The organism is Lentzea sp., assembly GCF_035525475.1.
Classification (GTDB): domain Bacteria; phylum Actinomycetota; class Actinomycetes; order Mycobacteriales; family Pseudonocardiaceae; genus Lentzea.
This window is the reverse complement of the sequence record NZ_DATLEC010000257.1, coordinates 1-18,926: the sequence shown is the minus strand read 5'-3', so window position 1 is coordinate 18,926 and position 18,926 is coordinate 1. Positions and strand designations below refer to the sequence as shown.

The 18,926-nt window shown below is 69.4% G+C and carries 21 protein-coding genes; 8 read left to right on the top strand and 13 right to left on the bottom strand.

Going from position 1 to position 18,926, the window contains the following annotated elements:
- Position 1 precedes the first annotated feature (1 nt).
- Genes VM306_RS39035 through VM306_RS39025 form a run of 3 tightly spaced genes read right to left on the bottom strand, consistent with a single transcriptional unit; the run spans position 2 to position 3,265 of the window.
- Complete coding sequence (locus VM306_RS39035) at positions 2 to 679, bottom strand: DUF4157 domain-containing protein (RefSeq protein WP_325524176.1); 678 nt, start codon at positions 677 to 679, stop codon at positions 2 to 4.
- Entirely contained in the window at positions 660 to 2,642 is a 1,983-nt protein-coding gene (locus tag VM306_RS39030) for an ATP-binding protein (protein ID WP_325524174.1), read from the bottom strand. Before VM306_RS39030 ends, VM306_RS39035 begins: the two co-directional genes overlap by 20 nt.
- Positions 2,639 to 3,265, bottom strand: coding sequence for a DUF4255 domain-containing protein (locus VM306_RS39025; protein ID WP_325524172.1), 627 nt, complete (start codon positions 3,263 to 3,265; stop codon positions 2,639 to 2,641). Before VM306_RS39025 ends, VM306_RS39030 begins: the two co-directional genes overlap by 4 nt.
- A gap of 209 nt (positions 3,266 to 3,474) precedes the next feature.
- Here VM306_RS39025 and VM306_RS39020 point away from each other — a divergent pair, with 209 nt between their 5' ends.
- Entirely contained in the window at positions 3,475 to 3,780 is a 306-nt protein-coding gene (locus tag VM306_RS39020) for a putative quinol monooxygenase (protein WP_325524170.1), read from the top strand.
- Positions 3,780 to 4,679, top strand: a complete 900-nt coding sequence (locus VM306_RS39015; protein ID WP_325524168.1) for an alpha/beta hydrolase — start codon at positions 3,780 to 3,782, stop codon at positions 4,677 to 4,679. Before VM306_RS39020 ends, VM306_RS39015 begins: the two co-directional genes overlap by 1 nt.
- A gap of 7 nt (positions 4,680 to 4,686) precedes the next feature.
- On the opposite strand, the gene VM306_RS39010 is transcribed toward VM306_RS39015, so the two are convergent.
- From VM306_RS39010 to VM306_RS38980, 7 genes are all read right to left on the bottom strand, one after another.
- Positions 4,687 to 4,950: a hypothetical protein gene (locus tag VM306_RS39010; RefSeq protein WP_325524166.1), complete on the bottom strand. Its 264-nt coding sequence runs from the start codon at positions 4,948 to 4,950 to the stop codon at positions 4,687 to 4,689.
- 127 nt (positions 4,951 to 5,077) lie between these two features.
- On the bottom strand, positions 5,078 to 6,364 hold the full coding sequence (locus VM306_RS39005) for an ABC transporter substrate-binding protein (protein ID WP_325524164.1): 1,287 nt from the start codon (positions 6,362 to 6,364) through the stop codon (positions 5,078 to 5,080).
- A 13-nt stretch (positions 6,365 to 6,377) separates the two neighbouring features.
- Entirely contained in the window at positions 6,378 to 7,496 is a 1,119-nt protein-coding gene (locus VM306_RS39000) for a branched-chain amino acid ABC transporter permease (RefSeq protein ID WP_325524162.1), read from the bottom strand.
- Positions 7,493 to 8,380 (bottom strand): branched-chain amino acid ABC transporter permease, encoded by an 888-nt coding sequence (locus tag VM306_RS38995; RefSeq protein ID WP_325524159.1) that lies wholly within the window; start codon positions 8,378 to 8,380, stop codon positions 7,493 to 7,495. The genes VM306_RS39000 and VM306_RS38995 overlap by 4 nt, the downstream gene beginning before the upstream one ends.
- Positions 8,373 to 10,205 (bottom strand): long-chain fatty acid--CoA ligase, encoded by a 1,833-nt coding sequence (locus VM306_RS38990; RefSeq protein WP_325524157.1) that lies wholly within the window; start codon positions 10,203 to 10,205, stop codon positions 8,373 to 8,375. Before VM306_RS38990 ends, VM306_RS38995 begins: the two co-directional genes overlap by 8 nt.
- A complete protein-coding gene (locus VM306_RS38985) occupies positions 10,202 to 10,981 on the bottom strand; it encodes an ABC transporter ATP-binding protein (RefSeq protein ID WP_325524155.1) in 780 nt (259 codons plus the stop codon). The genes VM306_RS38990 and VM306_RS38985 overlap by 4 nt, the downstream gene beginning before the upstream one ends.
- A complete protein-coding gene (locus VM306_RS38980) occupies positions 10,978 to 11,754 on the bottom strand; it encodes an ABC transporter ATP-binding protein (RefSeq protein WP_414672505.1) in 777 nt (258 codons plus the stop codon). Before VM306_RS38980 ends, VM306_RS38985 begins: the two co-directional genes overlap by 4 nt.
- 209 nt (positions 11,755 to 11,963) lie before the next feature.
- Here VM306_RS38980 and VM306_RS38975 point away from each other — a divergent pair, with 209 nt between their 5' ends.
- The 3 genes from VM306_RS38975 to VM306_RS38965 are packed head-to-tail and all read left to right on the top strand — an operon-like array spanning position 11,964 to position 13,669.
- On the top strand, positions 11,964 to 12,428 hold the full coding sequence (locus VM306_RS38975; RefSeq protein ID WP_325524151.1) for an SRPBCC family protein: 465 nt from the start codon (positions 11,964 to 11,966) through the stop codon (positions 12,426 to 12,428).
- A gap of 12 nt (positions 12,429 to 12,440) precedes the next feature.
- Positions 12,441 to 13,160, top strand: coding sequence for a SigB/SigF/SigG family RNA polymerase sigma factor (locus VM306_RS38970; RefSeq protein ID WP_325524148.1), 720 nt, complete (start codon positions 12,441 to 12,443; stop codon positions 13,158 to 13,160).
- 41 nt (positions 13,161 to 13,201) lie between these two features.
- The gene (locus tag VM306_RS38965) at positions 13,202 to 13,669 is read left to right on the top strand and encodes a DUF4383 domain-containing protein (protein ID WP_325524146.1); all 468 of its coding nucleotides are present in this window, start codon (positions 13,202 to 13,204) and stop codon (positions 13,667 to 13,669) included.
- Here the strand turns inward: VM306_RS38965 and VM306_RS38960 are convergent.
- Positions 13,614 to 14,537, bottom strand: coding sequence for a DNA topoisomerase IB (locus tag VM306_RS38960; protein WP_325524144.1), 924 nt, complete (start codon positions 14,535 to 14,537; stop codon positions 13,614 to 13,616). The genes VM306_RS38965 and VM306_RS38960 overlap by 56 nt on opposite strands.
- Positions 14,538 to 14,586: 49 nt before the next feature.
- On the opposite strand from VM306_RS38960, the gene VM306_RS38955 reads away from it, so the two are divergent.
- Genes VM306_RS38955 through VM306_RS38945 form a run of 3 tightly spaced genes read left to right on the top strand, consistent with a single transcriptional unit; the run spans position 14,587 to position 16,803 of the window.
- Positions 14,587 to 15,654 carry a glutamate--cysteine ligase gene (locus VM306_RS38955; protein WP_325524142.1) on the top strand — a complete coding sequence of 356 codons (1,068 nt, stop codon included), beginning with the start codon at positions 14,587 to 14,589 and terminating at the stop codon, positions 15,652 to 15,654.
- Positions 15,654 to 16,421, top strand: coding sequence for an iron-containing redox enzyme family protein (locus VM306_RS38950; RefSeq protein ID WP_325524140.1), 768 nt, complete (start codon positions 15,654 to 15,656; stop codon positions 16,419 to 16,421). The genes VM306_RS38955 and VM306_RS38950 overlap by 1 nt, the downstream gene beginning before the upstream one ends.
- Positions 16,422 to 16,440: 19 nt before the next feature.
- Entirely contained in the window at positions 16,441 to 16,803 is a 363-nt protein-coding gene (locus VM306_RS38945; RefSeq protein ID WP_325524138.1) for an STAS domain-containing protein, read from the top strand.
- 13 nt (positions 16,804 to 16,816) lie between these two features.
- Here VM306_RS38945 and VM306_RS38940 read toward each other — a convergent pair whose 3' ends face one another.
- Positions 16,817 to 17,263: a nucleoside deaminase gene (locus tag VM306_RS38940; RefSeq protein WP_325524136.1), complete on the bottom strand. Its 447-nt coding sequence runs from the start codon at positions 17,261 to 17,263 to the stop codon at positions 16,817 to 16,819.
- Between the two features lie 25 nt (positions 17,264 to 17,288).
- Positions 17,289 to 18,926 (bottom strand): immune inhibitor A domain-containing protein (locus tag VM306_RS38935; protein ID WP_325524134.1); only part of this gene is annotated, 1,638 nt, incomplete at its 5' end.

The window sequence follows — 18,926 nt, the reverse complement described above, 5'->3', positions numbered from 1 at the left end:
ACTACTCGGCGGGAGCTTCCTCCTCCTCCTCGGCGCGCTGGACGAACGTCTGCGCGGTTTCCTCCTCCTCAGGCGCTTCCTCGCGCTGCACGGACGCCTCACCGTCGTGACCGCCGTGGTCCTCGCAGCGCTGAACGGGAGCGGCGGGCGCGGACATGACCCGGTCGGCGTTGGCCACGGCCTCGCGCTCGAAGCGGTCGGACGGGTCGCTGACCTTGACACCGCTGCCGTTGTCGCTGCCGTCAACGGGTCCGGACCGCTGCTGCACCACGTGCGTCAGCTCGTGCGCCAGCATGTGCTTGCCGGAGTCCGACGAGGGGTCGTACTTGTCGCGCTGGAACACGATGCTCGACCCGACGGTGTAGGCCTGCGCGTTCACCGACTTGGCCGAGTCGTGCGCCGCCGCCCCGGTGTGCACCCGGACGTCGGAGAAGTCCTGCCCGAAACGGCCTTCCATGTCCTCGCGGACGCCCGCGTCCAACGGCGACCCACCGGACGAGACGACGTCGGTGACGCCCGCGTTGCCCACGGCGCGTTGCAGGCCGAGCATGCCGGAGGCTCCGAGCACGTCGGGACGGCCGGCCGCGGCCGCACGGCCCATCAGGTCGGTGTCCTCCTGCGGAAGGCGGTCGCCCTTGGGGCGCATCGACGTCTCGTGCTCATGTTCGTGCCCGCGCATCACAACCTTCTCTCTCCGTGGCCAGGTCGAAGTACCGGCCGAACTCGCGCTGCCCGACCAGCCGGCCGAGCTTGCGGTACTCGCGCGCGACGGCGCCGATCAGCTCGGCCATGCCGACGACGCGGCCCGCCGCGGCCGCGAGGTAGGCCGCCGTCACCGCCGCCGACCGGATGTGCCCGCCCGCCAGCTCGAACGACACCGCGAGGAAGTCGAGGTCCACATCGGACGATCGCGGCACCGAGGAGCCGAGGCAGCGGTCCCACAGCCCGCGTCTCAGGTCCGCGTCGGGCAACGGGAAGTCCACGATCACGTCGAGGCGGCGGGTGAACGCGTCGTCGAGGTTCGCGCGCAGGTTCGTGGCCAGCACCGCGATGCCGTCGAACGACTCCATGCGCTGCAACAGGTACGCGCTCTCGATGTTCGCGTACCGGTCGTGCGCGTCGCGGACCTCCGACCGCTTGCCGAAGATAGCGTCGGCCTCGTCGAACAGCAGCACACCGTTCACCCCGGCCGCCTCGACGAAGATCCGTTCCAGGTTCTTCTCGGTCTCCCCGACGTACTTGTCCACCACGGTGGCGAGGTTGACCGTGTAGAGGTCGAGTCCGAGCGAAGCGGCGATCACCTCGGCGGACATCGTCTTGCCCGTCCCCGAGTCGCCCGCGAACAACGCCGTCACGCCACGCCCGCGCCCGCCACCGGGCCGCATGCGCCACTCGTCGATCACGCGGTCGCGGTGCTTCGCCCTGGCAGCCAGCTCGTGCAGCAACGCCGTGACGGGCGCGGGCAGCACCAGGTCCGGCCACGACACCGCGGGTTCGATGCGCCGCGCCAGCCGTTGCAGGCCGCCGGCGTTCTGGCTGCGCGCGCCCGCCCGCAGGTGCGTGACGTCGATCAGCCCGTCGTCGGCCAGCGCCGAGACCGCGGCCGCGTCCGCCGCCCTGCTGATCTGGGCGGGCCCCAGCACGAAGTGCGCGGTCACCTCGGCCGGGTCGATGCCGGACGCGAGCTTGCCGTCGAGCTCCGAACGCCACAGCGCGACCCGCACGTCGAACGGCACCTGCACCGCGTCGTGCTGCAAGGGCGGCATCCGCGTCCAGCGCGGCTCCCACGCCCCCGGCCCGTAGGCGATCACCGGGATCTCGTCGTGCAGCAGCGGGTCCAGCGCGAACTGGGAGTCGACCGGCCCGACGACGATCCCCGCGCTCCTCAGCAACGCCTCGCGCGTCACCGCCAGCGGGTCCGCCAGGCGTCCGGCCTCGACCAGCAACGCAGGGAACCCCGCCCGCGCCAGCGCCGCCACGGCCAGTTCCGCCGCACCACCGCCGGGGTGCTCGCGCAGGTAGACGAGCCGCACGCCGCGGTCGATGCCGCGCGCCAGCCGGTCGTCGCCCGGCATCCGCACCGGATTCCCCGGCAGCGTCACGAAGTCGGTGAGCGACGGGTCCGGTCTGTCGTCGCCCAGCAGGTGCGCGCCCACCCGGTCCGGCACCCGCAGCGACCTGCTGAGCAGTGGTCGTTCGAAGTCCTCCACGGTGACCAGCCCGCACCGGACCAGGGGACTGTCCTGGTCGAGCCGGGACCGCCCCTGCGGCGAGGCCTCGGCGAGCCCGCACAGTCGCAGCGCCAGCCCGATGGTGGCCCTGCGGCGCGTCACGTCGTCGTTGAGGTAGCCGTAGAACTGCTCGAACCTGCTGTCCACGTCCGGTGCCACCGCCACGAGCAGCAGCTCGACGTCCAGTTCGGACAGTCGTGCCCGTGCGGCCAGCCGTCCGAGCCGGCCGTCCGCGGCGGTCCCGGCGAACGGCGCGAACGGCTCCCTGCCGTTGTCCAGCAACGCCTCGATGACCTCGTCCGACAGGTAGAGCCCGCGGAACGGGTCGTCGGGGTTCGGGTCCGTCGCCCTGCGCGCGGCCACGGCCGTCCGGATCCGCCGCTCCAGGCCCGCCATCCGCTCGAAGATCATGGCGTCGCCCTGCGCATCGACACGCCGTCGGCGGTGACGTTGTGCCGCACGCGATCCGAGCCGGAGTGCAGCTGGACGCCTTCGCGGGCCGGCGGGCCGGCGGTGAACTTGCGCCCGGACGACACCGGCGCCGACACCACGACGTCCAGCGACGGCTTCAGCTCACCGCCCAGCGCGCTCCACACGTCCGCGAACGCCCGGTCCTCCGGCGGCGGCAACGCGATCGTCATCGGCACGGGCAGGGCGAGCTCCTCCAGCGACCCGCCGAGCAGGCGCGGTGGCACGGCGTCGTACCCGATGAACCCCATGAGCAGCTCCGAGAGCAGCCGGTGTTCGTCCTCCGGCCGTTGCGTCCACGCCGTGACGAGGTAGGACAGCTTCATGTGCCGCGGCGGCAGGTGCCGTGCCGCGACCTGCCCCTGCGCGTCGTACTCGTTGAGCAGCCCGCGCTGGCGGCGCCGCATGTCCTCGCGGATGTCGTAGAGGTAGATGTTGACCGTGGGCGCGTTCCGCCGCGCCGCCCAGTCCTTGGTCGGCGCGTCGAACGCGACCTCCAGGTCCGAACCGCGCAACGCCTCGTCGCGGACCAGGCGACGCAGTGCCTCGTCAACCTCGTGGATCACGTCGTCCACCATCGCGTGCCCCCGGCACCGCGAACCATCGACGCAGCGACGTCCCGAGGGACACAGTTGGCTGCCCCAACGGGCAGTCGGGCACCCGATAAGCAGGATTGTGCAAGATCCCGCCAGCATCGATCTCGGAAAGTTCCTGTTCAAGCCGATCTAATGAGTGCATCGCCAGAACAGCGGCACCGTCCGAGAGGTAGGAACAGATGAGCGTCGAGCACGGCTTCCACGCCACCATGACCGCACGGCCAGGCAAGGGCGACGAGGTGATCGAGTTCCTGCTCGACGCGCCGTCGCTGACCAACGACGACTGCGTGGTCTTCCTGGTCGGCCGCTCGGCCGCCGATCCCGACGTCGTCCACGTGACCGAGGGCTGGACGACGGCCGAGGCGCACAGCGCGTTCTTCGCGAGCGAGGAGGCGCAGGCGCTCGTCGCGAAGCTCCAGACGTTGCTCGCCGGCGAGTCCACGTACGTCGACGAGGTGCCCGTCGGCGGCAAGGCGGCGTTCTGATGACCCGCCCGGCCCTCGACCCGGAGCTGCGCACGCTCCTCGCGGAGATGCCGCTGTCGTCCGAGCTGACCCTCGAGATGGTCCACCAGATCCGCCGGATGCCGTCGCCGCCGTACAAGACCGACGCCGAACGGCACGACGTCGACCTCGGCGAGATCAAGCTGACCGTGTTCCGTCCGAGGGAACTCGACGGGCTCGCGCCGTGCGTCTACTGGATCCACGGCGGCGGCATGGTGATGGGCGACCGCTTCTCGCAGATCGACATCCCGCTGGAGTGGCTCGAAGAGCTCGGCGTCGTCGTGGTCACCGTGGAGCACCGGCTCGCACCCGAGGCGACCGGCACGACACTGGTCGACGACTGCTACCGCGGTCTGGAGTGGACGGTCGAGAACGCCGGCTCGCTCGGCATCGGGAAGATCGTCGTGGCGGGCATCAGCGCCGGCGGCGGTCTGGCCGCCGGGGTCACGCTGATGGCACGCGACCTGGGCGGTCCGGAGATCGCGGCCCAGGTGCTGATCTGCCCGATGCTCGACCACCGCAACGCCACCACGTCCAGCGCGCAGTACTCCGGCGAGCCCGGTGTGTGGACGCGGGAGATGAACGAGTTCGGCTGGCGGTCGGTGCTCGGCGACGGCACGGACGTTTCCCGTTACGCGTCACCGGCTCTCGCCGACGACCTGTCCGGCCTGCCTCCCACGTACGTCGACACCGGCACCGCGGAGGTGTTCCGCGACGAGGACGTCGACTACGCCACCCGGATCTGGGCGGCGGGCGGCGACGCCGAGCTGCACGCCTGGGCGGGCGGCTTCCACGGGTTCGACGCGCTCTTCCCCGGCGCGCGGCTTTCCGCCGCGGCACGACGCACGCGCACCGAGTGGCTCGCCCGCAAGCTCGGCTAGGCCGGGCCTAGACGGGCAGCGGCCTCATCCGGTCCGGCATGTGCGCGCGCAGGGAGTCGTGCAACGCCGACACCTCCTCCGCGTCGAGGAGGACGGACCCCGTCTCGCACGTCAGTTCCGCCTCGCCGGTGCTCTGGTCGGGCACGTACGTCAACGCCACGTCCGGGACCGAGCACGACTCGGCCTGGCGGATCGCGACCAACAGCTCCGACACCCGTTCGTACCCCAGCCGCGCGCTCCAGCACAGCGCGGCCGGGGGACGGACGAACAACCGGAGGCCTCCCGCGGATCGGCGAACTTCAACGCACGACAACACCGCTGCAACCTCCTAGCAAACTTCTCGAAAAGAGACTAGCCAGGACGCGGTGGAGTCAGCGTCGAGTGTCACCCGTTCGGACTCACTGGTAGCAGGGCTTCTCGAACTTGAAATCCTTCGCCGTCGGACCGGTGAAGAACTCCTCCACCAGCGAGACTCCGGTCGCGGCGGCCTCGTCGGGCTTGTAGATGAGCGTCTGGCGGAAAGCCGCGTCCTGGGGCGAAGCGGAGAAATTGCCGGCACCCGAAGGGAGCATGCCCTCGTAGTCCACCGAGGTGAGCTGACGCACGGCGTTCAGCACGCCGGCGCGCGTCAGGTCCTTGTTGGACGCCGCCTTCTCCAGTGCCGCCTTCAACGGGTACGCCCACACCCAGCCCGCGGTGTAGCCGTCGTTCGGCGTCACGCCGGGCAGCCCCGCACGCATCGCGGTGTGGCCGACGGACTCGGTGTTCCACGCCTTCCACGGCGCCGACTGCAGGTACATCGCCTTGATCGCGGCAGCGGCCGGCGACTTCAGCAGGCCCTGGTTCCAGGTCGGCGAGGTGCCGATGAACTTGCCGCGGTACCCGCGGGCGGCGGCCTGACCGATGATCACGGCCGCGTCGGTCGGGCCGGTGGTCAGCACGACCAGGTCGGGCTTCTTGCTCACCACGGCGTCGATCGCGCCGGCCTGGTTGTCCTGACCGGTCTGCGTCGTCACGTTGTCGAACGTCAGCCCGCGCTTCTCCGCGGCGATCTTCGCCCCGGCGGCCGCGTCGTCGCCGTAGTCACCGGCGAGGTGCACGGCCATGACGGACTTCGCGCCCAGCTTGTCGACGGCGTAGTCGACGGTGTTCATCGACTCGACGCAGTAGTTCGCGCCGGACTCCAGCACGACCTCCTCGAAGCCCCACAACGAGGTCCACGACGCGGGCACCGACACCATCTGGGTGTTCTCGAGGTCCGGCAGGATCGCCACGGTGGTCGGTGAGCCGAGAGTCTGCGTCAGCGCCAGGATGTTGCCCTTGATCTCCTGGTAGACCTGGTTGTGGATCTGCGGGTTGTACTTGTTGTCCTTGACGTACTTGGTGACGTCGACCTCGTAGCCGCCGATGCCGCCCTTGTCGTTCACGCGCTTCCAGAACGCCTTCTGCGAGTCCGTGATCGGCACGGCCAGCGTCTTGAACGGACCTTCGGTGAGGTCCGAGATCGTGCCGAGGTAGATGCAGCCCTTGGCCTTGTCCACCGCCTGCGGGCACGGTTCCTTCGTGACGCCGAAGTCGACCTTGATGCCGCCCGCGCCCTCCTGGGGCGCGGCGCCGTCACCGCCCCGGCACGAGGCGAGAGCCAGCACTGCCACGGCCAATGCCGCGAATCTCTTACCGGACATGAGGATTCTCTCCCTAGTACGAGAACGGCCAGGTGCGCCAGTAGTTGCGGACGCGGACCCAGATGCCGAACAAACCGCGTGGCTCGACGATGAGGAACACGATGATGAGCACGCCGTAGAGCACGGCCTCCACCTGGAAGACCGTGACCGCACCGGTCGCGTCACCGCTGATGAACGGCAGCACTGCGGGCAGTTCCCTGGTGATGCGTGGCAGCAGAGTGATGAAGAGGGCGCCCATGACCGCCCCCGAGATGGTGCCCGCGCCGCCGATGAGCACCATCGCGATGTACTGCACCGACAACAGCAGGTTGAACGAGCCGGGATCGAAGAACCCGTTCACCACGAACATCAACGCGCCCGCGACACCCGCGTAGAACGAGGACACCGCGAACGCCAGGACCTTGTACCTCGTGAGGTCCACGCCGATCACCGACGCGGCGAGGTCGCGGTCCCGCACCGCCGCGAACGCGCGCCCGACGCGTGAACGCACCAGGTTCCGCGCCAGCACGCCGAAGATCACCAGCAGCACGAACATCAGCAGGTAGAGCTGCTGTGCCGCCGTGAACACCGCGTTGTCCCTGTCGAGCCGCACCCCGAAGAGCTCGGGCACGGCGGCGGGCCTGCCGACCCCGGGACCGCCGGTCAGCGACGTCCACTCCCGGAACACGTGCTCTCCCAGGAAGACCAGCCCCAGCGTCACGATCGCGAGGTAGAGACCCCGCAACCGCACCGCCACCGGCGCCACCAGCACGCCGAAGAGCGCGGCCACGAGCCCCGAGGCGAGCAGCCAGACCGGCAGCGAGGTGATGCCGAACCCGATCACCCGCCCGGTCTCCGGCCCGGACAGCGCCGCACCCGTGTACGCGCCGATCGCGAGGAAGAACGCGTGCCCCAGCGAGACCTGGCCCGCGAAGCCCGTGACGATGTTCAGCCCGATCGCGCCGATCGCCGCCACGAACCCGGTCGCGAGCAGCTGCAGCAGGTCGTCGGTGATCAGGAACGGCACCAGCAGGGCGAACACGACGAGACTGCCCGTCCACGCGCGTTTGGGTCGCGTGTTCAGGAACGCCATGTCCTGCGCGTAGGAGGTGTAGAGCTCAGGCCTGCCTTTGATGGTCTTTGGCCCCTTCACAGCCGTTCCACCTCTCGTTTGCCGAACAACCCGTACGGTCTGACCAGCAACACGAGCAGCATCAACGCGTACGGCGCGACCAGGCCGAAGTTCGACCCGAGCCACGGCGCGAAGTCGCCCTGGTAGGTGCCGAAGAGCGACTCGACGACGCCGACCGCGAGCCCACCGACCACCGCGCCGCCCAACGACTCCAGGCCGCCGAGGATGATCGCGGGCAACGCCTTCAGCGCCACGATCCACAGCTGCTGGTCGACGCCGGCACCGGTCGCCACGAACACGCCCGCCAGCGCGGCGAGCCCGCCGGCCAGCGCCCACGACAGCGCGAACACCGATCCGACCGAGATCCCCTGCGCCAGCGCGACCTCCTGGTCGTACGCGACCGCCCGCATCGCGAGCCCGATCCGCGAGTACCGGAAGAACGCGAACAGCGCGACCGTCACGACGGCGGTGGTCCCGATCATCACCAGGTACCGCTGCTGGACCTCGACGCCCAGGAGACCGATGGTGTCCAGGCCCCACGGGTCACCGACCTGACGCACGTCGAGGCCGATGAACGCGTTGGTCACGACCCTGACCACGACGTCCACGCCGATGGTGATGATCGCGACGACGAACACCGGTTTGCCGACCATCGGCCGCAGCACCGTGCGTTCGACTCCCAGCGCCAGCACCGCGATCACCACGGCGGCGACCACCACCGCGCCGAAGAACGACACCGCCGGCGAGAGGTACGAGACCAGCACCGCGCCCGCCAGCATGAACGCCGGCTGCGCGAAGCTGATCACCTGCGTCGACTTGTAGATGATCACGAAGCCGAGCGCGAGCAGCGCGTAGATCGACCCGGCGCCGAGGCCTCGGATCAACGACTGGAGGAACTCATCCACGGGAAGCACCCCCGTACATGGAGTCCACGAGCTCGCCGAACATCTTGCCCAGCGCGGACCTCTTCACCTTCTGGGTCGCGGTGAGCTCGCCGTCCTCGTGGTCGAGCTCCTTGGGGAACATCCGGAACTTCTTGATCTGCTCCACGGTGGCGAACTTCCCGTTCACCTCGGTCACGATGGTCTGCACCAGCTCCTGGACCTCCGCCTTCTCCGACAGGTCGCGGTAGGTGGTGTAAGGGATCTTGCGCTGCTGGGCCCAGTGCCCGACCGTCTCGAACTCGATGCCGATCAACGCCACGAGGTACGCCCGCTGGTCGCCGATCACCACGGCTTCCTTGATGTACGGGGAGGTCTTCAGCGCGTTCTCGAGCTCCGACGGCGCGATGTTCTTGCCGCCCGCGGTGATGATGATGTCCTTCATCCGGTCGGTGATCTTCACGTGCGTGCCGTCGACCCACTCGCCGACGTCACCGGTGCGCAGCCAGCCGTCGGTCAGAACCCGCTGGGTGGACTCGGGATCGCGCCAGTAGCCGGCGAACGTGCCGCCGTGCCTGGTGAGGATCTCGCCGGTCTCGGAGTCGATCCGCAGCTCGGTACCGGGCTGGGGTTCGCCGACCGTGCCGAGCTTGACCCGTCCCGGCCGGTTCCCCGTTGCCACGGCGGTGTTCTCGGTCATGCCGTAGACCTCGTGCATCGGCACCCCGATGCCCATGAAGAACCTCAGCACGTCCGGCGCGATCGGGGCGGCGCCGGACGCGGCGTAGCGGACGTGCCGCATGCCGATCCGGGCCTTCAACGCGCGAAAGCAGAACAGCCAGCCCACCGCGTAGACCAAACGGCTCCGCCCCGTGTGCCTCCCGCCGGTGCGCACGAGCGTCTCGCCGATGCCCTCCGCTCTCCGCAGCCAGAACCGCGTCACCGACCGCTTGAGCCACCCGGCGCTGGAGACGCTGATCATGACGCCCGCCAGGACCTTCTCCCAGATCCGCGGGACGCCGAACAGGATCGTCGGCTGCACCTCGCGCAGGTTCGCCTGCACCGTCTCGATCGACTCGGCGAAGTGGACCCGCACGCCGCTGGCCGCGCTGAACCACGTCGTGAAGATGCGCTCGGCGACGTGGCACAACGGCAGGTAGGACAGCGTGACGTCGGTGGAGGACGGCGGTGGCGAGGTGAAACCGCCGTCCTCCACCAGCACCTGGACCGCGAACTCGACGTTCGCCACGGTGAGCATCGCGCCCTTGGGCGGCCCGGTGGTGCCGGACGTGTACACCAGCGTCATGACGTCGTCCGGCGTCGTCTGCGCCATCCGCTCGGCCAGCTCGTCGCCGCGGGTGTCGCGGTGCCGGGCGCCCAGCTCCAGGAAGTCGTCCCAGAACAGCAGCTTCGGGTTGTCGTACCGCCCTCTGATGCCACGGGGTTCGACGTAGACGATCCACTCCAGGTCGGGCGCGTCCTCCAGCACCGCCAGCGCCTTGTCGACCTGTTCCTGGTCCTCGGCGACGAGGATGCGCGCGCCCGAGTGGGACAGCAGGTACGCGACCTCGGACGGCGGGTTCGTCGGGTACAGCCCGACCGTGATCCCCCGCGCCGCGACGACGCCGAGGTCGGCGTAGAGCCACTCGCGCCGGTTCTCGGAGTGGATCGCCACCCGGTCGCCGGGCCGCAGCCCCAGTGCGAGCAACGCGTTCCCGACCAGCTCGACGTTCTCCCAGTAGCCGGCCCAGCTGACCTCCTGCCAGATGCCCAGGTCCTTGGCGCGCAACGCGATCTGCTCGGGTGTGCGCGCGGCTCTGTCCTTCACTCGGGTGACCACGGTCGTCATGACGTCACGCTCCGGTGCTGCTCGCCGAGGTAGGCGCGGATGACGTCCGGGTCCTGCTGGACCTCGGCGGGGGTGCCGGTGCGGATCGGGCGGCCGAAGTCCATGACCATCACGCGGTCCGCGAGGTCCATGACCAGGCCCATGTCGTGCTCCACCATGATCATCGGGATGTTCAGCTCCTCGCGGACGTCGAGGATGAACCGGGCCATGTCCTCGGTCTCCTCGACGTTCATGCCCGCGACGGGCTCGTCGAGGAGGAGCAGCTTCGGTTCCATCGCGAGCGCCCTGCCCAGTTCGACGCGCTTCTGCACGCCGTAGGGCAGCAGGCCCACGGGGAGCCGCCGCCACTGCTCCAGTTCCAGGAAGTCGATGACCTCCTCCACCGCCGCCCTGTTCTCCAGCTCCTCGTTCCGGGCCCTGCCGAACCAGAAGAACGCCGACAGCGCGCCGTAGCTCATGTGGTTGTGGCGGCCGAGCATGAGGTTGTCGACGACGGTGAGGTGGGAGAACAGCTCGATGTTCTGGAACGTGCGGGCCATGCCCCGCGCGGCGATGCGGTGGGGCCGCATGCCGAGGAGGTCCTGGTCGCGGAACCGCACGGTGCCCTGCTGCGGCCGGTAGACGCCGCTCAGGACGTTGAAGATGGACGTCTTGCCCGCGCCGTTCGGGCCGATGACGGCGAAGAGCTCGCCGTCGTCGACGCTGAACGACACCCCGTCGACGGCCACGACGCCGTCGAACGCGAGCCGGACGTCGGTGACCTCGAGAACGCTCACGACAGCCACCGCTTCCTGCGCTTGTAGTGCTTGACCGCACGGAACGAGGAGGTGCCGAGGCCGAGGTAGAACTCGCGGATGTCGTCGTCGGCGAGAAGCGCTTCGGCGGGTGAGTCCATGACGACCTTGCCGGTCTCGAGGACGTAGCCGTGGTCGGCGATGGACAGCGCCATGCTGGCGTTCTGCTCGACCAGCAGGACCGTGGTGCCCTGTTCGTTGATCTTCACGACGAGGTCGCGGATCTGCTGCACGAGCAACGGCGCGAGGCCGAGGCTGGGTTCGTCCAGCAGCAGGTAGGAGGGTTCGGACATGAGCGCCCTGCCGATCGAGAGCATCTGCTGCTCACCGCCGGACAGGTAGCCGGCGCTCTGCCTTCGCCGTTCCAGCAACCGCGGGAAGAGCTCGTAGCAGCGGTCGAGGTTGGCCTTGAGGGACTTGGGACGGGCGTGGCCGCCGACCTTGAGGTTCTCCTCGACGGTCAGCTCGGACAGGATCCTGCGGCCTTCGAGCGCCTGTTTGATGCCTCTGTCGGCGATCTTCGCCGGTGAGAGGCGGTGGATCGGTTCACCGTCGAGCGTGATGGACCCCTTGGTGACCTTGCCGTCGTGCACGTCGAGGAGCCCGCTGAAGGCCCTCATCAGGGTGGTCTTCCCCGCTCCGTTGGCGCCGAGCAGGGCGACGACCTTGCCTTTCGGCACCTGCAGGCTCACCCCCCTGAGCACCAGCATGACGTCGTCGTAGACCACCTCAAGGTTGTTCGCCTCGAGCACCAGCGCCTCCTCAGGCCAGCAACATACCGAGCAGTATGCAGGTCCTGAGACGTGGATCACAGACGATTTGCGTACTGTGGGTGATTTCGTGATGCGCAGATCGCGAGTGGCTCAGCACTCTCCGTAACCGTCCTTAAAGGACGGATGTCCGATGTGTAACGCGTCGTGACGCGGGTACTCACCTTTTGACACCAATTCAAGGAGGAGGTTTCGTGACTACCATTGAGAAGACGGTGGACGTCCAGGTTCCCGTGAGCACGGCGTACAACCAGTGGACCCAGTTCGAATCCTTCCCGGCGTTCATGGACGGCGTCGAGAAGATCGACCAGCTCACGCCAACCAGGACCCACTGGACCACGAAGATCGGCGGTGTCGTCCGCGAGTTCGACGCGGAGATCACCGAACAGCACCCCGACGAGCGTGTCGCGTGGACCACGGTCGAGGGACCGCAGCAGGGCGGTGTGGTCACGTTCCACCGCCTGGACAACGACACGACCAGGGTGCACCTCCAGATGGAGTACGAGCCCGAGACCCTCACCGAGAAGGCGGGTGCCGCGCTGGGCGTGGTCGGCCACCGGATCGAGGGCGACCTCAAGCGGTTCAAGGAGTTCATCGAGAACCGCGGTACCGAGACCGGCGCATGGCGTGGCGACGTCGCCCCGCCACCCCAGGTCTGATCGCGGTGCACGTTGACGCCAGACCAGCACGCGGCGTTCGAGGAACTCGCGCGCACCGGCCGTGACACGGAGCGCTACTGCGCGCTACGCGACAGGCTGGTGCGCGAGTACCTCCCGCTCGCCCGGCACATCGCTCGCCGCTTCAGCGAACGCGGCGAGCCCATGGAAGATCTCGCGCAGGTGGCGGCGGTCGGCCTGATCAACGCCATCGACCGGTTCGACGTGGATCGGCAGACGGACTTCCTGTCGTACGCCGTGCCCACGATCACCGGCGAGGTGCGGCGTCACTTCCGGGACCAGTGCTGGGCGGTGCGCGTGCCCAGGAGGTTGAAAGAGCTCTGCGACGCGATCGACGGCGCCACCGCCGAGCTGTCGCACAGGACCGGGCGGTCTCCCACTCCCTCCGAGATCGCCCGGCACCTGGAGCTCCCGCTGACCGACGTCTACGAGGGTCTGCGGGTGGAGAAGAACGTCGCCTTCGCGCCCCTGGACGCCCTGGAGAGCTCGACGGTCGACGACCCCGCGCTGGAGGGGGTCGAGATCCACGAGGCCCTGCAGCCGATGCTGCGGGGCCTTCCCCGGCGTGAGCGGACCATCGTGGTCCTGCGGTTCTTCGGCCGGCTGACCCAGACCGAGATCGCCCGCCGCGTCGGGATCTCCCAGATGCACGTGTCGCGCCTGCTCACCAAGTCGCTGGAGCAGCTGCGGCACGACCTGCTGGCGGAGGAGTGAACGGACGAGCGGAAATGCCCGGCTCTCGCGATACTGACCGGATGAACCGGTTGCGGTGGCCCCAGAAGCTGGCGATCGGCACCGGCGTCCTGCTCGTGCTCTGGGGAGTCGCCGGGTTCTTCGCGACCGGCTTCTCCGGCTTCGCCGGCGAGTCCGGCACATGGGTGATCGGCCTGCGCGTCAACCCGTTGCAGAACACGCTGCACGTCGTGTTCGGCGCGGCGTTGCTGCTGTCGTTCCGGCGGCTGAGGGCGCTGAGCGGCACCGGTCTGCTGGTGGCACTGCTGTGCCTCGTGACGTTCGGGTTCGGCATGGCCCGCTACGACGAGCAGGTCGTCAACTTCCTCAACGTCAACCCCGGCAGCAACGCGCTGCACCTGGTCGCCGGGTTCGCGGCACTGGCCGCGGCCCAGGGAGCCGCCTGGTGCCGCCAGTGCGACCGCCTCTCCGCTCTCAGGACCGCTTCAGCAACCTCAGCACCGCCCGCTCCGGATCACCGCCACCGATGACCTGCCCCTTCTCGAAGGCGTCGACCAGGCGCGGGTCCACGTAGGACTTGCGTGCGACGGCCGGCGTGTTGCCCAGGTGCTCGGCCACCTCCTTCATGACCGCGCTGACCGCACGGTTCGACGGCTTGCCCCGCTCGCGCAGGGCGTGGGCGAACGCCTCGGCGGCCCGCACCGTGGCGTGCCAGGTGCGGAGGTCCTTCGCGCTGAACTCGTCGCCGACCAGCTCCCGGAAGCGTTCGTTGACGTCGTCGGCGGTGATGTCGAAGACGCGGCAGTCCGGCGTGCGGTCCTTGAGCAGCGACCGCACGGCCCGCGCGAGCCGCGGGTCGGTGAGCTCCTCGTCGACCTCGACGCCGTGCTTGGCCGGGAAGCGGAACCGGACCTTGTCGCCGCGCACGCTGAGGTGCTCGCACAACAGGGTCGCGACGCCGTGGGTGCCGTTGTCCTCCACGTACTGCTCGTGTCCCACCCGGAAGACGCCGAGGTCGAGCATGCGCAGCGCGACGGCGAGCAACCGCTTGCGCCCCCGCGTCCTCATGTCCGCCACGACCTGCTCGCGGAACTCGCCGAGGCGCGGCGCGAGCCTCAGGACGCGGTCGAACTTCTCCGCGTCCCGGTCCGTGCGCCACTTCTCGTGGTAGAGGTACTGGCGGCGGCCCGCGTCGTCGTACCCGATGGCCTGGATGTGGCCGTTGGGGTGCGGCGAGATCCAGACGTCGCGCCACGCAGGTGGGATGACCAGCGCTTTCACCCGTGTGATGTCGTCCGCGGTGAGGGTGTCGCCCTGTGCGGAGAGGTAGCGGAAGCCCTTGCCCTGGCGGCGTCGGGTCCAGCCCGGTCCTGCCGGGTCGCTGCGGCGCAGTCTCATGTGGTCACTCCGAGATTGATCAGCTTGGCCTCCGGGTACCCGCTCGCCGATGAACGACTACACGGTTGGTGTCGAGCAGGAGTTCCTGCTGGTGGATCCGCGCACCAGACGGCCCGTCCCGCTCGCCCCCGAGGTGCGTTCCCTCGCGCACGCGCCCGGTGACCTGGACGTCCAGGGCGAGCTGACGCCGTTCCAGATCGAGATCGCCACCGGCGTGACGTCGTCGTTCGAGGAGCTGGACGAGCAGGTCCGCGGCGGTCGCCGGGTGCTCGTGGACGCCGCCGACGCGGCGGGGTGCAGGCTCGTGGCCTCGGGCATGCCCCCGATCGGCGAGGCGGGACCCCCGCCCGGATCGGACGACCCGCGCTATCACCAGATCGAGTACTCCCACCGGAGGCTCGTGTCCGGGCAGGGCTCGTGCGGACTGCACGTGCACGTCGGCGTCTCCTCGAAGGCCGAGGCGCTGGCGGCGTCGAACAAGGTGCGGGCGTGGCTGCCGACGTTGCTGGCGCTGAGCGCGAACTCCCCGTACTACGGGGGCGAGGACACCGGGTACGCCAGCTGGCGGTGGATGGTGTGGTCGCGCTGGCCGGTGAGCGGGCCGCCTCCCCACTGGGACTCCCCCGAGCAGTACGACGGCACGGTCGACGCGCTGATCCGCTCGCAGGTGCTGCTGGACAAGGCGATGGTCTACTGGGACGTGCGCCCATCGGTGGATCATCCGACCGTTGAGGTGCGCGTCGCCGACATCCCCCAGCTGGCAACGGAAGTCTCCGTCCTCGCCGAACTGGTCCGCGCCCTCGTCGTCACGGAAACCTCCGAACAGGGGGTGGACGACGTATTGCTGCGGGCGGCATATTGGCGGGCGTCGCGCGACGGGGTCGACGGACTGGCCGCCGATCCGCACACCGGCAACCTCTCCCCCGGGTTCGACCGGGCGGTGGCCCTCGTGGAGCACGTCGGGGCCGCTCTGCGCGACCGCGGCACTCTGTCTACTGTGGAGCGGCAAATCGACTGGTTGCGCCACAACGGCTGTGGTGCCGCCCGGCAACGACGCTGCCCGGATCCCGAGTCCCTTGTGGACGAGCTGATCGCCCGAACGCGTGAGGAAACCTGATGCGCCTCCCCGCTCCCCGCGGCCACATGAGCTCCGCTCTGGTCGCCACCCTGCGCGAGCCCCCGTCGCCGCGCCCCGCCCTGCTCGTCAGCGGCGGCACCAGGGACGTGGAGGCGGACGACGACCTGCAGCTGACGCTGTGGATCTGCTACGAGCTGCGGATGCGCGGCTTCGACGACGTCGCCGACGGCTGGCAGGACCACCCGGTCCTGGCCCAGTTCCACGCGGCGCTCGAGTCGCGCTGGGAGTCGGGCCTGCGCTCGCTCGCCGAGGTGACGTCCCCCGCCGCCCTGTCCCCCGAGGGCATGGCCGAGCTGCGCCGCCACCACGCGTTCTGGCAGCCGCGCCGCGAGATGCGCTCGGCGCTGCGCGACATCCACGGCGACGCCTACGGCACCCGGTCCGAACGCACCCACTCGGTGCTGTTCACGGTGACGCTGCGCGACCTAGACCCGTCCGTCGGCGTGGACGAGGTGCCCGGCCCGACCCTGGCCCTCGCGAACGCGCTGTCGTTGTTCGGCTTCCACCAGCGTCTGGTGGGGGCCCTGGTCGGGTTCCTGACCGCCGTCGACACCATCGGCGGTGACCCGTTCGCGCAGCTGCTGCCCGTGCAGTGCCCGCCGGAGGACGTCCGCCTCGGCTTCGCCGTGTGCCACGAGCTGCACGCGCGCCTCACTCAGCACGTCCACTCGTCCCTGCGAGCCGGCCGCACCTCCCTGAGGGGCCGTTGGCTGGCCTCACACGGCCGTATTAACGTGGGGTGTTGACTTCTTGAAGGGAGAGAGCGTGCACGACCCCTCCGCTCTGGCGACCGTAGTGGCCGACCGGATCACACCCGACGTCGTCGTGCTGCGCGTGTCCGGTGAGCTCGACACCACGAGCAGCAGTGAGTTGACCGGTCCCTTGGAGAGTCACCTGGTGGAGGGGAACCGCGCTGTCGTGGTCGACCTCGGCGGTGTGCGGTTCCTGGGTTCCGCGGGCCTGGAGGCACTGGTCCTGGGGCACCAGCGCGCGTCCCGCGTCGGTGTCGACTTCATCGTGGTGGCGTCCTCGCGTGCGGCCCTGCGCCCGATCGAGGCGACCGGCCTCGACACCGTGTTCACGATCCTGGGGTCGGTGGACCAGGCGGCGGAGCGCTACACGGCCTGAGCGCCACGCGGCACTAGTCCTGCCCGATGTCCTCGTACCAGAGTTCAGGGCGTTCGGCGATGAACGCCGTCATCAGCTCGATCAGCGCCGGGTCCTCGACGACGGTGATGGCGACGCCGTGCTCCGCCAGCCAGTCGTGGCCGCCGTGGAACGTCGTCGCCTCGCCGATCAGCACGGTCGAGATGCCGAACTGGCGCACGAGGCCGCTGCAGTACCAGCACGGAGACAGCGTCGTCACCATCGTGGTGCCGCGGTAGCCGCGCTGGCGGCCGGCGTTGCGGAAGGCCGACGTCTCCGCGTGCATGGAGGCGTCGTCGTCCTGCACCCGCCGGTTGTGGCCCCGGCCCAGCAGACGGCCGTCGCCGTCGAAGAGAGCGGCGCCGATCGGGATCCCGCCCTCGGCGAGTCCCGTTCGCGCCTCTTCGACGGCCACGGCCAGCATGTCCTCAGCGGAAGTCATCCGGTGAAGCCTACCCAAAGGGCGTTCAGGCGGTCTTGAACAACTTCACCGTCATCGACGTGCCGCTCTGGCGCAGAACCTTCAGGCCGACGCCGACGGCCGGCAGCTTCACGCCCGCGCCCGGCTGCTCGGCGAACCAGAACTGCTTCGTGTCGTCGAACGTGGGCTGGGCCGCCGCGCCGCGGACGTAGGACGCCTTGCCGTTGACGTGCAACGTGAAGGAGTCCGACTTCTGCAGGCCGAACGGCGCGTCGTAACCGCTGACGGTCACCGACCAGCGCTGGCCCTCCAGGTTGTAGAGCGGCGCCGGGTTGGCGTCGATCGGGAGGATCAGGCCCTCGCCGGGGTGCTCGCTCGTGTTGTTGTCGAGGAAGCTCGTGTTCCACAGCGAGACGAGCAGGCCGTCCTGGTACGGGAAGTGCTCCACGAAGTCGGGCCTGTCCGGGAAGCTGTAGCGGTACGGGCCCGTCTTGTTGTACTTGCCGTACGACTCGTAGGTGCGGTTCGACGCGATGTAGAACTGGTCGAACGCCTTGGTCTCCTCGCCCTCGGTCGCGCGGAAGCCGCGGGTGGCCCACAGACCGGCGGTCTCGGCGCCGTCCGTCAGCACCGGCGCGCCGTCGGCGGTCACGGTGATCTGGTCGGCGAAGAAGCCGTCGAGCACGTACGCGCCGTCGGTCCGGTACGCGAGGCGCAGCTTGGTGCTCTTGCCCGCGTAGGCGTCGAGGTCGACGCTCAGGTCGACCCACTGCCCGCCGGAGGACGAGCTGAGCGCGGGCGCGTCGGCCGAGTCGCGCTGGAACGGTGCGCCGTTCGCGACGCCGTCGAGCTGCGTCCAGCTGCCGTCCTCGTTGGCCGCCTCGACGTAGAAGTAGTCGTAGTCGACCTCGATGTCGTAGCGGGCCTTCATCGTCAGCGACGCCGACGTCTTGCCGCGCAGGTCGAGCGGGACCGTCATGGAGTGGTCGAGGTCGTTGCCCTTCTCGCTCCACCACATCTTCGTGCCCGCGAAGGGGGCGCCGTAGTCGAACGACTTGGAGATGTCGGGCAGCACCACGACGAGGCCCTGGGCCTTCGCCGAGTTGTACTCGTGCGGGCCGAGGTCGAAGACGCGTTCCTGGCCGGCGACCGCGACCTCGTAGTCGAGCCAGCCGAGCTGCAGCTTGTCCCACGCGGAGAACTCGTTGGCGCGCTCACCGGGAGCCTCGCCCGGCGCGTTCACCCGGTTCTGGGCCATGATCGACCACCAGTTGACGCCGTTCGTGCCGCCGTTGGTGTCGTAGTGGTCGGGCAGGCCGAGGTCGTGCCCGTACTCGTGCGCGAAGACGCTGACGCCGCCGTTCTCGGGCTGCACGGTGTAGTCGCCGACCCAGATGCCGGTGTCACCGATCTGCGCGCCGCCGAGCTTGTTGGTGCCGGGGCCCGTCGAGTAGTTCTTGAACGCGTAGCCGCGGTGGCTCCACAGCGCGTCCTCGCCCTGCGACTGGTCCCCGTCGGCCTGGTCGCCGCCGGCGTGCACGACCTGGAAGTGGTCGACGTAGCCGTCGGGTTCGTTGAAGTCGCCGTCGGCGTCGAAGTCGTAGCGGTCCCACTGGTCGTACTCGGCCAGCGCCGCCTTGATCTGCGCGGCGGTCCTGCCGGCGGCCTGCTGGTCCGCGACCCA

Bases quoted from the DNA above. Each gene is read 5' to 3' on its own strand.
- VM306_RS39035 (WP_325524176.1), bottom strand. From the start codon at position 679: ATGCGCGGGCACGAACATGAGCACGAGACGTCGATGCGCCCCAAGGGC.
- VM306_RS39030 (WP_325524174.1), bottom strand. From the start codon at position 2,642: ATGATCTTCGAGCGGATGGCGGGCCTGGAGCGGCGGATCCGGACGGCC.
- VM306_RS39020 (WP_325524170.1), top strand. From the start codon at position 3,475: ATGAGCGTCGAGCACGGCTTCCACGCCACCATGACCGCACGGCCAGGC.
- VM306_RS39015 (WP_325524168.1), top strand. From the start codon at position 3,780: ATGACCCGCCCGGCCCTCGACCCGGAGCTGCGCACGCTCCTCGCGGAG.
- VM306_RS39005 (WP_325524164.1), bottom strand. From the start codon at position 6,364: ATGTCCGGTAAGAGATTCGCGGCATTGGCCGTGGCAGTGCTGGCTCTC.
- VM306_RS38990 (WP_325524157.1), bottom strand. From the start codon at position 10,205: ATGACGACCGTGGTCACCCGAGTGAAGGACAGAGCCGCGCGCACACCC.
- VM306_RS38965 (WP_325524146.1), top strand. From the start codon at position 13,202: ATGAACCGGTTGCGGTGGCCCCAGAAGCTGGCGATCGGCACCGGCGTC.
- VM306_RS38960 (WP_325524144.1), bottom strand. From the start codon at position 14,537: ATGAGACTGCGCCGCAGCGACCCGGCAGGACCGGGCTGGACCCGACGC.
- VM306_RS38955 (WP_325524142.1), top strand. From the start codon at position 14,587: ATGAACGACTACACGGTTGGTGTCGAGCAGGAGTTCCTGCTGGTGGAT.
- VM306_RS38950 (WP_325524140.1), top strand. From the start codon at position 15,654: ATGCGCCTCCCCGCTCCCCGCGGCCACATGAGCTCCGCTCTGGTCGCC.
- VM306_RS38940 (WP_325524136.1), bottom strand. From the start codon at position 17,263: ATGACTTCCGCTGAGGACATGCTGGCCGTGGCCGTCGAAGAGGCGCGA.